This is a genomic window from Acinetobacter sp. ANC_7654, from assembly GCF_056779855.1.
In genome coordinates this window covers 49,944-65,562 of sequence record NZ_JBWYIR010000011.1, presented here as the reverse complement: position 1 = coordinate 65,562, position 15,619 = coordinate 49,944, and the positions used below count along the sequence as shown (strand labels likewise).

The 15,619-nt window shown below is 38.7% G+C and carries 14 protein-coding genes; 9 read left to right on the top strand and 5 right to left on the bottom strand.

Translation table 11 applies throughout. The features are described 5' to 3' along the window. The first annotated feature begins 4 nt into the window (after positions 1-4). The 8 genes from AC1M86_RS12195 to AC1M86_RS12160 all read left to right on the top strand — a co-directional run bounded on the left by AC1M86_RS12195 (position 5) and on the right by AC1M86_RS12160 (position 9,447). Complete coding sequence (locus tag AC1M86_RS12195) at positions 5-847, top strand: RNA methyltransferase (protein WP_092767753.1); 843 nt, start codon at positions 5-7, stop codon at positions 845-847. Continuing rightward, positions 840-1,652 carry a serine O-acetyltransferase gene (cysE, locus tag AC1M86_RS12190; protein ID WP_035266113.1) on the top strand — a complete coding sequence of 271 codons (813 nt, stop codon included), beginning with the start codon at positions 840-842 and terminating at the stop codon, positions 1,650-1,652. The genes AC1M86_RS12195 and cysE overlap by 8 nt, the downstream gene beginning before the upstream one ends. 110 nt (positions 1,653-1,762) lie before the next feature. Next, a complete protein-coding gene (locus AC1M86_RS12185; protein ID WP_092767751.1) occupies positions 1,763-2,680 on the top strand; it encodes an ABUW_2363 family tetratricopeptide repeat lipoprotein in 918 nt (305 codons plus the stop codon). 114 nt (positions 2,681-2,794) lie between these two features. Next, complete coding sequence (locus AC1M86_RS12180) at positions 2,795-4,798, top strand: esterase/lipase family protein (RefSeq protein WP_481608081.1); 2,004 nt, start codon at positions 2,795-2,797, stop codon at positions 4,796-4,798. A gap of 230 nt (positions 4,799-5,028) precedes the next feature. Beyond that, on the top strand, positions 5,029-6,465 hold the full coding sequence (gene antA / locus AC1M86_RS12175) for an anthranilate 1,2-dioxygenase large subunit (RefSeq protein ID WP_035266117.1): 1,437 nt from the start codon (positions 5,029-5,031) through the stop codon (positions 6,463-6,465). Positions 6,466-6,467: 2 nt separating this feature from the next. Continuing rightward, positions 6,468-6,959 carry an anthranilate 1,2-dioxygenase small subunit gene (antB, locus tag AC1M86_RS12170; RefSeq protein WP_035266119.1) on the top strand — a complete coding sequence of 164 codons (492 nt, stop codon included), beginning with the start codon at positions 6,468-6,470 and terminating at the stop codon, positions 6,957-6,959. 11 nt (positions 6,960-6,970) lie between these two features. Next, a complete protein-coding gene (antC, locus tag AC1M86_RS12165) occupies positions 6,971-8,005 on the top strand; it encodes an anthranilate 1,2-dioxygenase electron transfer component AntC (RefSeq protein WP_481608059.1) in 1,035 nt (344 codons plus the stop codon). 98 nt (positions 8,006-8,103) lie between these two features. Next, on the top strand, positions 8,104-9,447 hold the full coding sequence (locus AC1M86_RS12160) for an MFS transporter (protein ID WP_092767747.1): 1,344 nt from the start codon (positions 8,104-8,106) through the stop codon (positions 9,445-9,447). A 43-nt stretch (positions 9,448-9,490) separates the two neighbouring features. On the opposite strand, the gene AC1M86_RS12155 is transcribed toward AC1M86_RS12160, so the two are convergent. Next, positions 9,491-10,471, bottom strand: coding sequence for an AraC family transcriptional regulator (locus AC1M86_RS12155; RefSeq protein ID WP_481593673.1), 981 nt, complete (start codon positions 10,469-10,471; stop codon positions 9,491-9,493). 458 nt (positions 10,472-10,929) lie between these two features. Between AC1M86_RS12155 and AC1M86_RS12150 the strand changes: the two genes are divergently transcribed. Next, positions 10,930-11,967, top strand: coding sequence for an AraC family transcriptional regulator (locus AC1M86_RS12150; RefSeq protein WP_481589312.1), 1,038 nt, complete (start codon positions 10,930-10,932; stop codon positions 11,965-11,967). A 48-nt stretch (positions 11,968-12,015) separates the two neighbouring features. Here AC1M86_RS12150 and AC1M86_RS12145 read toward each other — a convergent pair whose 3' ends face one another. From AC1M86_RS12145 to AC1M86_RS12130, 4 genes are read right to left on the bottom strand one after another with little or no spacing between them, the layout of a single operon-like run. After that, complete coding sequence (locus tag AC1M86_RS12145; protein ID WP_481608058.1) at positions 12,016-12,960, bottom strand: SphA family protein; 945 nt, start codon at positions 12,958-12,960, stop codon at positions 12,016-12,018. A gap of 53 nt (positions 12,961-13,013) precedes the next feature. Further along, positions 13,014-13,538 carry a flavin reductase family protein gene (locus AC1M86_RS12140; protein WP_481608057.1) on the bottom strand — a complete coding sequence of 175 codons (525 nt, stop codon included), beginning with the start codon at positions 13,536-13,538 and terminating at the stop codon, positions 13,014-13,016. Between the two features lie 19 nt (positions 13,539-13,557). Beyond that, positions 13,558-14,796 (bottom strand): styrene monooxygenase/indole monooxygenase family protein, encoded by a 1,239-nt coding sequence (locus tag AC1M86_RS12135; protein ID WP_481608056.1) that lies wholly within the window; start codon positions 14,794-14,796, stop codon positions 13,558-13,560. A 21-nt stretch (positions 14,797-14,817) separates the two neighbouring features. Continuing rightward, positions 14,818-15,603: an SDR family oxidoreductase gene (locus AC1M86_RS12130; protein WP_092767734.1), complete on the bottom strand. Its 786-nt coding sequence runs from the start codon at positions 15,601-15,603 to the stop codon at positions 14,818-14,820. Positions 15,604-15,619 lie beyond the last annotated feature (16 nt).

The following is a 15,619-nucleotide window of genomic DNA, read 5'->3' as shown; positions in this document are numbered from 1 at the left end:
ATTTATGAATTTAATTGATAATGCTGCTGTCTCAGCGCATTTGTCTCATGTGCGTATTGTCATGGTGAATACTACCCTGCCTGCGAATATCGGTAGCGCACTTAGAGCAATGAAAACCATGGGGCTTTCAAAATTGGTTTTAGTTGCACCTAAAACTTATCCTCATCCTGATATTGATGCACTTGCAGCCGGTGCAACCGATTTAATTGATCAAATTCAGATTGTAGAAACGCTTGAAGAAGCCATCGCAGATTGCCATTTAGTCTTTGGTACAAGTGCTCGTAGCCGAACTATTCCATGGCCTTTATTAGATGCTCGGCCTGCTGCTGATAAATCGATGCAAGCGGTGATCAAAGAACAACAAGAAATTGCCGTAATATTTGGGCGTGAAGATCGCGGATTAACCAATGAAGAGTTGGCTTTGGCGAATTACCATGTGACCATCCCTGTGAATACAGACTATGGGGTACTCAATGTCGCTCAAGCCATTCAAATTATTTGCTATGAAATGCGAATGGCGACCACGGCTCTCATGGAACAAGTTGAAGATCCTCAAGCAGTTATGAAAGTGACTGATGAAGATTCTATGCATTGGGATGAGCCGTTGGTAACACATCAACAGATGGAACAATTTTATCCTCATTTTGAAAAAATGTTGCACGAAATCGAGTTTTTAGACCCAGAAAACCCACGATTATTGCCTTTACGCTTGCGTCGCTTATTCGGACGTATACAATTAGATCGTATGGAGTACCATCTTCTTAGAGGTATTTTCAGTCGTGTTCAGGCATTGAACAATGGCACATGGAAAAAGTCAGATTCTAAAGAGAAATCAAAAGATGCTTAAACAGCTTAAAGAAGATATTCAAGCTGTGTTTGCCCGCGATCCTGCGGCGCGCAACACATTTGAAGTTTTAACCACTTATCCAGGAATTCACGCACTGATTATGCATCGTGTTGCGCATGAGCTTTGGAAAAAAGAGTGTAAAACTTCAGCCCGCATGCTGTCTTCTTTTAGTCGTTTTGCAACTGGTATCGAAATTCACCCAGGTGCCAAAATTGGCAAACGTTTTTTTATTGATCACGGTATGGGTGTGGTCATTGGGGAAACAGCTGAAATTGGTGATGATGTGACGCTCTATCATGGCGTGACATTAGGTGGCACCACTTGGAATAAAGGCAAACGTCACCCAACTTTAGAAGATGGTGTAGTCGTTGGCGCAGGTGCGAAAATTTTAGGACCATTTACCGTGCATAAGAATGCGAAGGTGGGTTCGAATGCTGTGGTCACCAAAGAAGTCCCTGAAGGTGCTACTGCCGTAGGTAACCCAGCGCGATTTATTATTAAAAATCAGCAAAAAGATTTGGACAAAGAATCCGAACGACGCAATTATGCAGAAAGCATCGGTTTTCAGCCGTATGCGACAACCCAAGATCAATCAGATCCTATGTTAGAAGGTATGCGAGTATTATTGGATCGTATACAGCACAATGAAAAGCGCATGAACACTCTATGTCAGCGACTTTCATTACTTGATCCAACATTTAATAACGCTCAAAGTAATGGACAACCATTTAGTGCTGAAGAGTTAAAAATCATTGACGAAGTTCGTCGTGAGTGCGAAGCTCAAACTGCACAATCAAAAGCTTAATGTATAAGTTTGACTAAGTTAGGTGAATCTGAGTTGCATGTTGTTTCGACTTTTCATAGACTCAGATACAACCTGAACTAGAATTTAAAAACATAATATTGGAAGAAAATATGACGATTAAGCCCCTCATTGCCACCATGATCGCTGTTTCATTATTGAGTGCTTGTAGCTCTCCAGCAGTAAAAAAACAATCTAAAACAAACGATCCAATCGTCTTTTCTGAGCCTGATTTAAGTGCGCCATTTTATGCATTAAATCCTTTTAATTATAGCCAACCACCAGTATTCGAGCTTGAACTAAAAAAAGCTGCTGCTGCACCACTTCAAAAACTTGAGGTGACTGATCCAAATAATCCAAACAGAAAGATGATCCTCGACCAAAACAAATTAATCGTACCGACTGTGAATAGTTCACAACGTGCGATGAAATACACGGTTTTAGCGGGTCAAAATGAAATCGATATTACAGAAATTGATGACTTCCTCCAGATGGTTGAAGGTAAAGCACGTCACTATCCTCCTCGCTTTACAGATCGTCAAGAACGTCGCGGTTTTGAAGCTAAATTACGTGAAGTTTCAGCTCAACTAGATACTTTAGCAGCGAAAGATAACGCGTCATTCGATATCCTAATTCGTGCATTTAAAGCAAGTATATTGGGTCGTAACCTCGATCTTGGTTCTGCTTATACCACTAAATCATTAAAATATGCACAACAAATCCTGAAGATCAACAAAGAAGACGCTGAAGCGAACTTCTGGTTTGGTTTCTCTTTGTCTGAAGGTGGTGGTCAAAAAGAAGCTATTCCATATATCGATAAGGCCATCAAAGCGGGTGTTCAAGAAGCTTATCTCGTAGCTGTTAATAACTACCTCGCATTGAGCCAAAAGAAAAATGCAATCACAACTTTAAAAAATTACAAGGTGAAATATCCTGAAGAAACTGAAGTTGCTGACCGCTTGATTCAAGAAATTGAGAAACAAGGTCGTTACAATGTTTGGCAAATTTTAAACAATCCAGCGAAATCATAATCTTATTAAAAAAAAATAGACTGATCATTCAGTCTATTTTTTTTAGCACTTATTTTTATCTCCCTAAAAATAACGTATGCTCAGCGTTAATGATTCATGCTGACAGTTGAAAATATGTTTATGATGAACAATAAATACATCGGCGTCCTACTGCTCGCAACACCACTATTTATGACAGGTTGCCAAGTCGTCAGTGTAAAAAATCAAGCGCTTAATGTTTCGATCGCGAATGAACGAGATAGCATATTAACGCGTAAAAAAATGAGTGAAGCGAGTCTTAATGTCCTCTCCATGACAGGCAGTGAGGCTGAAAGTTGTTCTAATGATCCAGATAAATGCGTATCTGATCTAAAAAAAATAAAACAAATTCAAGATGAACAACTTTATTCAACTGCAAGTGAAGCATATTTGACACGGGCATTAACCCTCAGTAATTCTTCTGATTGTAATACCAGTTTAATTAATAAATATCAGTCAGAAGAAAAGCAAAAACTTCATCAAGAAAACTATAGTCAATGTCTTGACCAACAGTTAGCAATGCTTGATAAAAGTATTCGTTATAGTTATGCCTATCTATTCAAGACAAAACGCCAACCAAGCGACCGTATTTTCGATAATAGACAAGTTCAAATACGAGATTTCTACAATCAAGCCTTGGCGAAAATGGTGATGACCTATGGTATGCGCTATACGGGTGAAAAAGTTCCCAAACAAATAAAAATTGGTGAAAGCATTTATACCATCAACTATGACCATTACCCTCAGATTGCTAATCAAAAATTAGATAGCCTGCTTTCAAGCTACAACCTCAATTTTAGTGGCTTGCGTTCGATTAACCGTCGGGATGGTTTCGGTGCGGAATTTGTCGCAACGCTTCCAGCGCCAGAGCGAAATAGCGATTCAGGTAAATATATTGTAGATCCATTAAATCACGCTTATAAAAATGGTCGTAACCCTAATATTCATCCACCACGTTATCTTTCAGTCACGATGACTGCTGAGCCTGCGCGTCAGAGTAATGTAGAGGATATTCTGAATGACCCGCATTTCACCCTGAATATTTATGATCCTTATGGATTAGATCAATTAAAAGTAGGTGGAAAAGTTTATCCCTTAGCTGCGAATTACTCTGCACCTTATGGTTTGTGGCTTGCCGAAAATAACTTAGGTGCTGCTGCATATTTGAGTTTGATTGATCGTGACAATACAATCACAATGCCCCATCTCTTTATGCTCGAACCCTATAATCCAAACAAAAAAATTATTGTTTTGGTGCATGGACTTGCAAGCAGTCCAGAAGCTTGGATTGCATTAACCAATGACATTATGGGAGATAATGTTCTAAGAGAGCATTATCAAGTTTGGCAAGTATTTTACTCAACCAATATGCCAATTTTAGAAAGTCGCTTTCAGGTGAATGCGATCATTCAACAAGCATTTAATTCACTTGATCAATCTACAGCATCAGCTAAAGATGCAGTTCTGATTGGACATAGTATGGGTGGTATTATTTCAAGATTATTGGTGAGCCAAGCTGATTTAACACAACCTGCATTGTCTCAATTAAAAAATTCTCAAATTAGCCGCTTTAAGAATGAACCTTTATTTAAAGCTCGTTTACAAATCAAACCTGTGCCACAGTTCAATCGTGCTATTTTCTTAGCAGCACCTCATCGAGGTACAGATTATGCTGATCGTTGGTTTACACGAGCTGCGCGTAAAGTGATCAAGTTGCCAGGTGCATTTTTGGGTGCATTTGCTGAATCGCTCTCAGATAAAGATATTAATATTAAACATTTTGTCAAAGACTTAGGTCATGGATTGATTCAAAATGGTCCGAGTGATCTGAGTCACAACTCTCCTTTCACCAAATTAACCTCACCTGTGACGCCAATTAAAGGATTTAAATTTCACTCCATCATGGGGAATGTGACTGAGAGTAAAGATCCTACTGTTATGTCAGATGGGATCGTGCCTTATCAGAGTGCTCATCTTAAAGGGGCACAATCTGAGATTATTATCAAAGGTGGTCACTCAATTCAGGAAACGCCTGAAGCTGTTTTGGAATTAAGACGAATCCTAAGACTTCATTTGACAGAGCTTGGAATTGCCAAATAACGATTTCCTTTAGCTTTTATCAGCCGATGTATCAAAGATGCATCGGCTTTTTGTTTTTATAGTCCCAAAGGACGACTTTTGAATCCCACTCATATTTTTAACTACCTTCTCCATAAAATATTTGAGAAAAAATGGATAACGATTAGAACAAACTGGATAGCCTGACTCCGTTAATCACTGTTCAATAGATTCAAAGATAAATGAAATCAAGTGATATAAGGAGTTAGACCATGGGATCTCGTAGCAGCATCGAATGGCATGATTTTATTGAAGGATGTATCGATTTTCGACCAGAGGATGGCGTCTATCGTATCGCACGTGACATGTTTACTGAACCAGAACTTTTTGATCTAGAAATGGAAATGATCTTTGAAAAGGTGTGGATCTACGCGTGTCATGAAAGTGAAATTCCAAAACCAAATGACTTTGTCACTGTTCAAATTGGTCGCCAACCGCTCATCATTAACCGTGATGGTCAAGGTAATTTAAATGCAATGGTCAATGCCTGCGAGCACCGTGGTGCTACATTGACCCGAGTTGCTAAAGGTAATCAATCCACATTTACCTGCCCGTTCCATGCTTGGTGTTACAAATCGGATGGTCGCCTCGTAAAAGTTAAAGCTCCTGGTGAGTATTGTGATGACTTTGATAAATCATCACGAGGTCTAAAAAAAGCACGTATTGCAAGTTATAAAGGATTTGTCTTCGTTAGTTTAGATACAACAGCTACAGACACCTTAGAAGATTATTTAGGTGATACACGTGTTTTCCTTGATCTTATGGTTGAACAATCACCTACAGGTGAATTAGAAGTTTTACCGGGTAAATCAGCATATACCTTTGCTGGAAACTGGAAGCTACAAAATGAAAATGGTGTAGATGGCTACCACGTAAGTACTGTTCACTATAACTATGTCTCTACAGTTCAATATCGTCAGCAACTGAATGCACAAAAAGGGACTGGACCAAAGGACACACTTGATTACAGTAAATTAGGTGCTGGTGATGACACAACTGATGATGGTTGGTTCTCATTTAAAAATGGTCATAACGTTTTGTTTAGTGACATGCCTAACCCAACTGTACGCCCTGGTTACGCAACTGTGATGCCATATCTGGTTGAAAAATATGGTCAAAAACGTGCTGAATGGGCAATGCATCGTCTCAGAAACTTGAACTTATACCCAAGCCTTTTCTTTATGGATCAAATCAGTTCGCAACTTCGTATTATTCGTCCAGTTGCATGGAATAAAACTGAAGTCATTAGCCAGTGTATTGGTGTTAAAGGTGAATCGGCTGAAGCACGTCGTAACCGTATTCGTCAATTCGAAGATTTCTTCAACGTATCGGGCTTAGGCACACCTGACGATTTAGTCGAATTCCGTGAACAACAGCGTGGTTTCCAAGCTCGTTTAGAACGCTGGAGTGACATTTCGCGCGGTTATCACAAGTGGAATTATGGCGACAGCCCGAATGCTCAAACATTAGGGATTAAACCAGTCATCACGGGTACTGAAATCACTCAAGAAGGTTTATATGTCAATCAACACCAAGTTTGGCGCGATCTCATGTTAAAAGGCTTAAAAAATAAAGCACTTAAACTCACTGAAGATACTTCTGAACCACACGAATGCCCTGCATCACAAGCGACAACTGAGGAGGCTTAATCATGACACAAGCTCTTGTACATCAAGTTTCTCAATTTTTATATGAAAAATCTGCGCTTTGTGACAACTATGAATGGGACGCATATCTAGAACTCTATGACGAAGACAGCGAATACCACATTCCACAATGGATTAGTGACCATGAATACGTCACTGATCCAAACCAAGGGCTTTCATATATCTATTATGAAAACCGTGCTGGCCTTGAAGATCGCGTATTCCGTATAGGAACTGGTAAAGCTGCATCAGCTACGCCCCTTCCGCGTCTCATGCATGCGATTCACAACATCCGTGTAAAAACACTTGAAGACGGATTATTAGAAGTTAAAGCGGGTTGGTCGACATTCTATAACCGCCAAGGTTTAGAAGGCTATTTTTACGGGCATGTCACTTATATCCTTCGTCAACATGAAGACACTTTCCGCATTCGTAAACAGCACACCATTTTGTTGAATGACAAAATTGATTCTGTGCTCGACTTCTATCACGTTTAAGGAGTAAAAGAATGAGTCATTCTGTTGCACTCAACTTTGCAGATGGTAAAACGTTCTTTATCTCTGTGAATAATGATGAGCTTTTACTTGATGCTGCGTTCCGTCAAGGTATCACATTGCCTTTAGACTGCCGTGAAGGCGTTTGCGCAACCTGTCAAGGGCAATGTGAAAGTGGCAATTACACTCAAGATTATGTCGATGAAGAAGCATTAACCGAACGTGATCTGGCAGAGCGTAAAATTTTAGCTTGTCAAACACGAGTGCAATCGAATGCTGCATTCTATTTCGATCATGACTCAAGTTTCTGTAATGCTGGTGAAACACTTCAACTCGAAACCAAAGTGACTCACGTAGAATTAGTCTCTGAAACTACGGCAATCATTCATGTAGATGCCAGTCAACATACGCAGAAAATTGATTATTTACCGGGTCAATATGCTCGATTAAAAATTCCTGGTGCAAATGATTGGCGTTCTTATTCCTTTGCCAATTTACCCAATGAAGGTAATCAATTACAGTTTTTAATTCGCTTACTCCCGCAAGGTCTCATGAGTGACTATCTGCGAGATCGAGCAAAAGTTGGGGATACAATTTTACTCGAAGCACCTTTAGGAAGTTTTTATCTTCGCGAAGTGGAAAAAGAAAAGCCATTAGTCTTTGTCGCAGGAGGTACTGGATTGTCAGCATTTTTAGGAATGCTAGATCAAATTGTGAAACAACCTCAAATTCCACCAGTACATCTATATTATGGTGTAAACAAAGAGCAAGATTTGTGTGAACAAGAAAGGTTAAAAGCATACTCAGCTAAGATTCCACACTTTGAGTATCATCCCGTAATCGGACAACCTTCTAATGATTGGACTGGAAAAAAAGGATTTATCCACGAACATTTAGATCAATCGCAATTAAGCAAATCAGCATTCGATATGTATTTGTGTGGTCCGCCACCAATGATCGATGCTGTCAAAAATTGGTTAGCTGATCACCAGATAGACAACGGACGTGTTTACAGTGAGAAGTTTATTCAAAGTCATAGCTCAAGATAATTAAATGAGCTGATGACAATCACTAAGGACTATCGTTAATATTCTTTGCAAACGATAGTCCTTTTTTGTTCTAACGTTTGAATATATGGAAATTTTAAATGCAAAAAATAATTGTAAATGACGTTATTGATCGGGAAAAAATGTCCCCTTTACAATGGACAGTTTTCTTTCTGGGGTTTTTGGTTTTTTTCTGTGATGGATTAGACACTGGCATCTTAGGCTTTATTGCACCAGCATTGTTAGATGATTGGGGGATTTCAAAACCAGATCTAGCACCTGTGCTCAGTGCGGCCTTAGTAGGTATGTCGATCGGCGCTATTATCTCAGGACCATTATCAGATAAATTTGGACGCAAGGGTGTCATCGTAATGACGACTTTGTTGTTTTCAATTTTCACCATCATGTGTGGATTTGCTTCTAACACACAAGAACTTATGATCTATCGTTTTATTACAGGGGTCGGACTTGGTGCGGCTATGCCGAATATCAGCACAATGGTATCCGAATACATGCCTCTAAAACGTAAAGCATTCCTGACCGGATTAGCAGGTTGCGGATTTATGTTAGGGATCTCAAGTGGCGGTGTCTTATCTGCGTTCTTATTAGAGAATCAAGGGTGGGCAAATGTCATTATTATTGGCGGTGTAATCCCACTCATTGTATTGGTATTTTTGATTACCAAGTTACCTGAATCACCTCAATACCTCATCAAACAAAATCGTCAAGAAAAAGCAAAACCAATTCTTGAGAAGATTCACGGTCAAACATTCGATCAAAGTACTGTATTTGTTCTACCTGAAGCAGAAGTATTAGATCCTAAACAAAGCCCTGTTAAAATTTTGTTTAGCAAATACTTTTGGGGTTCGGCAATGCTTTGGCTGTGTTGCTTTACCAGCCTAATGGTGTTTTATCTGTTAACCAGCTGGATGCCAACTATTCTTAAAACCGCTGGATTTACAACAGAGCAGTTTAGTTTAATTGCAGCGATTTTCCCATTCGGCGGTGTAATAGGTGCATGCTTTATGGGGTGGTATATGGATAAAGTTAATCCAAATACTGTGATTAAATATTCTTATCTCGCAGCATTTGTATTGTTCTTCGTTGCAGCATTCGTAAGCCAAAGTATTGTTTTACTCGGTATTGCAATTTTCTTAATTGGCGCATTATTAGTGGGTGCTCAATCATCACTACTTCCATTAACAGCACTGTTCTACCCTTCAGTGTGCCGCGGTGTAGGTGTTTCATGGATGCATGGTATTGGTCGTATCGGTGCGATCTTAGGTGCGTTCTACGGATCACTGATTTTTACTTTTGAATTATCTCTTGCAGGTATTTTCTATGTCCTAGCAATTCCGACATTTATTTCGTTTATTGCGCTCGCATTAAAAGGACTAAAACAACCTGAATCAGCCAATACTGCAACTGCAGAGGTAACGCAGTAATCTCAACTCAGTCATTAAAAAGCCCCAATCAAGGGGCTTTTTTTTAAACCATTATTTTAAGTGTTTCACTCGGGAGAACCCCATATTTGGCTTTGTATTCTTGAGAAAATCGTCCTAAATGTCTGAATCCCCAGTCATAAGCCAATCTCGAAATGGAAATATTTGCATTGTTCTGCAGCAAAGCATGATGAATCTGTTCAAGTCTATAGTTTTTTAAATAATCCATAGGACTCATATGCAGCGCTTGTTGAAACTCACGGTATAAAGTCGATTTTGAAGTTCCCGATATCATGACTAAATCTGATGCATCCAACTCTTGATCAGCAAAACGATGGATAAACTCTCTGACCACCATGACTGGCTTCGGAAGCTGATACTCTTGGAGCGATCTTAATTCATTGGAATAATTATTCTGCTGGGTTAAAAGCAAAGCCTTAATCAAAAAACTTTCATAATCTTGAGAAAGCAGATTTAAACCATCAAAACGAGAATAATCTTGCCTGAGCGATAAACATTGTTGAATATTATTCCACCACAATCTTAGGAAGTTATCTTCACTAAATGGCATATCTGGCTCAAAAATCACCCGCTCTTTAACAGGTTTAGAAAGCAAATTGGAAAGTACAGATTTGACACTTTCTTCAGGAATCACCACTTGAAATTTTTTACAATTACGGTGAATGATGAGTTCTTGCTGATCCTGACTAGAAACAATGATTCCATTATTACTATGTGATAAATGAGTTTCTCCATTCATACGCAATGTTTGCTGTCCATGAATAGGCAAACTGATACTGTATGCACCTAGCTGCTGAATTTGAATAGATACATCTGTGCCATAACTGATACAGCCAATTGCCATTTTTTTACTCGGCAAGCGTATACCTGAATAATGAAAATCAAGCTGATCTTTACGAGCAGTTTCTAATTGATGTGAACCACAAATAAGGCTCATTAATCGTTGAGCAACATTCAATTCACGCGATGCGTGACTAAGATCCTTATGTTGGCTGAGTGTGATCATCCTGTTCACCTAGCTATTTTGAATCATGATAAATACTATAAAACATTTTTAATAATAATGTCGAAATAAAGTATCTTCGCTTCGACTAAATATTTAAATATATTTTTGAACACAGATTAGTAAATTAAAAAATACTAATTTGGTATCTTATATTACTTAATAGGTATTTTAATTTTTTATTATTTTTCATTAACTTATATAAAATTACAATGATAAAAAATTCGGTTTTATTTGACATTCAGCGATTATAGAGATAGATTTTTAAATAACGTCCTAAGGATAGGACTGATATAAATAAATGTAATTTTTTTCAATTACCACTATAGCTATTAAATTTTAAAATTATTATTTCTGGTCTGAATATTGCTTCATTTATTTATATCGTAAATCTCATTCCATGATATCAATTTAACACTACTGTCATGGTACGGACTACTAATGAGCCAAAAGGATTCACAATGAACCAGCTTCATTCCTCTCAGCTAACTGGGCAAAATTTTAGTAATGAATCAATTTTCAACAGTCAAAACTTGGTCTTCAATCAAGCAGATTTGAGCGAAACTTGTAAAAATGTAGGGCAAATTTTTAAGCCTCATGCTCTAAAAGTGTTAAAATCAGCTAAAAAATTTAGTGCAAGCATGCATCATGTTCAAACTGGGGCTCTTTCTATCAGCCGCTTGGAATATGGCGCAGATGTATTGATCGAACCAGATCAACTTGAAAAGTTTTATCTTATTCAGATTCCTACTCGAGGCTATGCAGAAATTGAATTTGGTCAAGATAAATTTATTTCATACTCAGAAGTAGCGTCAATTATCTCACCTGACCAATCACTCAGAATGCGCTGGCGTGCTCACTCCCCTCAACTCATTCTCAAAATTTCAAAAGATGATTTTGCACATCATTGTCAGCAACATATCGTGAAATCTGAACAAAAAAATGTAATTTTTAATCCTCGACTTGATTTTACCACCCAATCTGGTGGTTATTTTCTGCAACTTTTGAGAACCATGATGGATGCACTTAAATGTGAGCATCATCCTCTCCACCACCCACTTGCATTTAAGCAGTTTGAATCAAATCTATTTAATGCGCTTATTTATGGACAACCAAATAATGCTTTTTTTAAAGCAAATTCTCATCATGAGAAAAAATTAGCGCCATACTTTATCAAACGTGCTGAAGCATACATTCACCACCACTTACATGAACCACTCAACATAGAAGTCTTGGCTGAACAATCAGGTGTAAGTGCACGAACACTCTTTGCAGGATTCAAAAACCATTTTGGCATTACCCCTATGGCATATTTACGTGAGCTTCGTTTTGAACAAGCTCATCTTGAACTGATGAATAATGAACATGCCACGGTCACTGATGTTGCATTTAAGTGGGGCTTTACTCATTTAGGTCGTTTTTCACAAGAGTACAAACGTCGTTATGGCGAGCTGCCATCATCAACGCGTAAGATTACACAAAATTCACTCTTCTCTTGATTTTATGTCTGTCAATAAAAATGCCTGTGAAATCACAGGCTTTTTTGATTAGAAATGATGAATGTATCGAATTTGAAATCGATCGCCTTCAGTTCTATTTTTTGCATCATGCTCAAAATATGCATTTGCGATGACATGATTTTTTGGCGAGTGGCTATACATAAGTCCAGGTCCAACTGCCCACACACTTTCTTTGCGACCATCGACTTTTACACCATCAACTTTAGTATCGGTAAGCTGTTTTAAGTAGTATCCACTTAGACCCAACCGAATCTGATCATGTACAGCATATTCAGATGCTAGGTTAATGTGTACTGCTTGCCCCGCTTGGATGTCATCAGCAGCACCAAAACCATAAGTTGGATCATCGTTTTTAAAATTATACAAATAATGAGCGCGTGTCGAAGCTGTCCATTTCGGATTAAACCAATACGTTGCAGCCCAATATGGATTGAAGGAAAATGCATTATTACCCGGATTAATATCACGGTTTTGCTGATATTCCCCTGTTGGCAAATTTATCTGTAATTCTATTCGATGGACAAATTTTGGTCCCTGTTCACCCATGACTGGATCAAACTGGAGAAATGGACCAATCATCAAATCTCCAAATCCACTTTTAGCTTTTAAAGCTTGATTATTTAAACCATCGTCAACACTGATTTTACTTAAATAAGGGATAAGTAAATTCAGACCTAGACTTGAATGAGCAGTCGGTTTATAGGTCGACATGTAACTTAATTGCTCGACAATCACTTGATAATTTAAATCTGTTTTGGGCAATGGAAGCTTTTGTCCACTCGCATCTCTCAACTTGTCACTGTCATAATGTTGAAAATACGTTTGCGAATACCAACCAGGTCCAGCTGGTAGTCCACCATCTAGAAAACTGGTCATACCCAAATTCACAGTCGGTAAATCATAAGCAAGAACATGTGATGAATTTGCTGTAGTAAACAAGGTTAAAGCACTTAATATGATTTTATTTTTCATGTGTATTTCTCATAAAAAACCACGATTATTCATCGTGGTTTTTAAAGCAATGATTAAAGGTCTGGATGGCTCGCTGCAATTTGGTAACGACCAGCATGAAACACTAAGGGCTCACCAGCAGTTTGTTGATATTTTTGAATTTCACCGATAAAAATCAAGTGATCGCCACCTTCGTATTGCTGTACATTTTTACAGACAAGTGTAGCAAGTGCTTCGTTCAGTAATGGAACACCTGTATCACATTCACCATGATCAACTGTGGCAAACTTATCTTGTGCACCACGGGCAAAATGGGTAGAAAGCTGATGCTGCTCCTTCGTTAACATATGAATTGCAAAGTGCTTAGCTGCAACAAAATCGGGCAAACTTGGTGCTGTTTTCGACAAGCTCCACAACACAAGCGGTGGATCTAATGACAACGAAGAAAATGAATTGGCTGTCATACCCACTTTTCGTCCATCCGTTCCACGTGTGGTGATTACGGTAACACCTGTGGCAAACTGACCAAGAAGATTACGAATCTCGCGAGGATTACTGATGTCAATCTCTTGCAGATTAATTTTATTTAATACATCCATTTTTAACACCTCAGTTCCATCAAGCCACTTGAGAAACTTGATCTCTTTCTAATAATTCTTTCGCTGCGTTTTCGTCAAACCACCACGGTGAAAAGTTACGTGGATCATCAAAATTATTAACGATCTGAGAAGCTAAATTATGATTTTGAGATGCTGCACCCAGTAGCTCAACAATATGAGGTTGAGGTGGAACCAATAAACTATTTGTCCAGCTCACGACTTTTTCAGCATATGACCAATATTTTTCAAATGTTGACTCCATCCAATCTTCAGTAAACGTTTGATTACCGTGTGCTAAGATCGCATCGAAATAAACCTTGCTACATTTAGCCGCATTATTTGATCCTTGACCTGTGATTGGATCATTCACCACCAATGCATCTGCCATACCAAATATTTTTTTACCAGAAGCCAATGTCATGACAGGTTTACGTATCGTTGGCGGGAAACGTCCTGCTAAATATCCGCCATTATCCGTAAGCCTTACGTCTTGACAACGCTCATACTCCCACGGCAAATGTTCTTTCAGAATTTCTAAGCTTTTATTTAAATGCTCTTCTGGTGTTTTAACTTCAGCCCAGCAATCCATAGGACCATTAGGAATTCCTTCAAAAACCATAATGTCACATGGACCATTTACTGTAAGCGCAGGAAAACAAAAATACTCACCCACCCCAGGAATAATATTAAAGCTCACTCTCGAGTATGGTGAAATTGGCTTCATTCCATTCACATAAGTCAAAGCCAATGCACGCTGAGGTTTGTCAAAAGTACTACGTTCTGCGTCACGTACAAACTCTTTAACAACTTCACCTTTACCCGCAGCCAATAGCACTAATTCATACTCGTCAGCCAAATGTTCTAATTCATTTAGACCGACATCTTGGAGAACAAACTTGCCTCCACAGCGCTGAAACTCTTCAAGCCAATAAGGCATCTTGACACGTTGATCAACAGATTGAGCATAACGCTCTAATCGCGCACTCCATTTAAATGCTCTTTCACCACTTGCTGGATCAACCAAAGCAAAACTAATACCTTCTACCGCTGGACAATGCTCTTCCCAAAAATTTAGTCCTAAATCACGCTCAGTCTGTAACGCAGTATGGAACATACATTGACTAGACATGACTTTACCTTGACGAATCTCATCAGGAGTTTTATTCGATAAAATCGTGATGTCATATCCCTTATCAAGCAGTCCTAATCCAAGTTGAAGTCCTGACTGACCTGCACCAACAATTGCAATTTTTCTCATCTTTATTCTCCAATATTTAATTTATTCTGCTAAACGTGGTATTGCGGGTTGATTCGTTTCAGGCCCCATGACTGAATACCCACCATCTACCGCATAATCTGCGCCAGTCACAAAACTTGCAGCATCCGACAATAAAAAGGTCACTACATTTGCCACTTCTGCCGGATTACCCAAACGTCCCAAGAGATGATAATCACTTGCTACAGCATCAGCTTTCGCACGATTTTGTCCACTCACTTCAGAAATCACTCTCGACCAAGTCCAACCTGGTGAAACTGAGTTGACACGGATACCATCTGGCGCAAAATCCATTGCCATCGATTTGGTCAGTTGTAAAATTGCCGCTTTAGAAACTGGATATAACCAACGTCCCGTTTGAGCACATTGCGCTGAAATCGAGGTGAAATTCACCACTGACCCTTTATTTTTTTGCAAATCTTCATATACGGCACGCGTTAGCTCAACAATAGACACCAAATTGATATCTAATGCTTTTAACCAATCTGATCTTGGTGATTTGAAGCCATCATCAAGATAGGTACATGCCAAGTTCACCAAATAACTGACTTCACCTAGATGATTTCTGATGCTGTTCACCGCTTCCTGAATTGCAATGTCTGAAGTTAGATCAGTTTGTATAAACATCACTTCATAAGGATGTTGCGCAGCTATGGTTTTTCCGTAGTCATCAATGTCTAAAATGGCAACTTTAGCCCCTAAATTCACGAGACTTTGAACCACAGCCTGTCCAATCAAAGTTGATCCACCACTGACAATGGCAACTTTATCTTTAATATTTAATTCCATTTTTTGCCCCATATAT

Coding starts and splice junctions, on each gene's coding strand:
- AC1M86_RS12195 (WP_092767753.1), top strand. CDS start 5: ATGAATTTAATTGATAATGCTGCTGTCTCAGCGCATTTGTCTCATGTG.
- cysE (WP_035266113.1), top strand. CDS start 840: ATGCTTAAACAGCTTAAAGAAGATATTCAAGCTGTGTTTGCCCGCGAT.
- AC1M86_RS12185 (WP_092767751.1), top strand. CDS start 1,763: ATGACGATTAAGCCCCTCATTGCCACCATGATCGCTGTTTCATTATTG.
- AC1M86_RS12180 (WP_481608081.1), top strand. CDS start 2,795: ATGTTTATGATGAACAATAAATACATCGGCGTCCTACTGCTCGCAACA.
- antA (WP_035266117.1), top strand. CDS start 5,029: ATGGGATCTCGTAGCAGCATCGAATGGCATGATTTTATTGAAGGATGT.
- antB (WP_035266119.1), top strand. CDS start 6,468: ATGACACAAGCTCTTGTACATCAAGTTTCTCAATTTTTATATGAAAAA.
- antC (WP_481608059.1), top strand. CDS start 6,971: ATGAGTCATTCTGTTGCACTCAACTTTGCAGATGGTAAAACGTTCTTT.
- AC1M86_RS12160 (WP_092767747.1), top strand. CDS start 8,104: ATGCAAAAAATAATTGTAAATGACGTTATTGATCGGGAAAAAATGTCC.
- AC1M86_RS12155 (WP_481593673.1), bottom strand. CDS start 10,471: ATGATCACACTCAGCCAACATAAGGATCTTAGTCACGCATCGCGTGAA.
- AC1M86_RS12150 (WP_481589312.1), top strand. CDS start 10,930: ATGAACCAGCTTCATTCCTCTCAGCTAACTGGGCAAAATTTTAGTAAT.
- AC1M86_RS12145 (WP_481608058.1), bottom strand. CDS start 12,960: ATGAAAAATAAAATCATATTAAGTGCTTTAACCTTGTTTACTACAGCA.
- AC1M86_RS12140 (WP_481608057.1), bottom strand. CDS start 13,538: ATGGATGTATTAAATAAAATTAATCTGCAAGAGATTGACATCAGTAAT.
- AC1M86_RS12135 (WP_481608056.1), bottom strand. CDS start 14,796: ATGAGAAAAATTGCAATTGTTGGTGCAGGTCAGTCAGGACTTCAACTT.
- AC1M86_RS12130 (WP_092767734.1), bottom strand. CDS start 15,603: ATGGAATTAAATATTAAAGATAAAGTTGCCATTGTCAGTGGTGGATCA.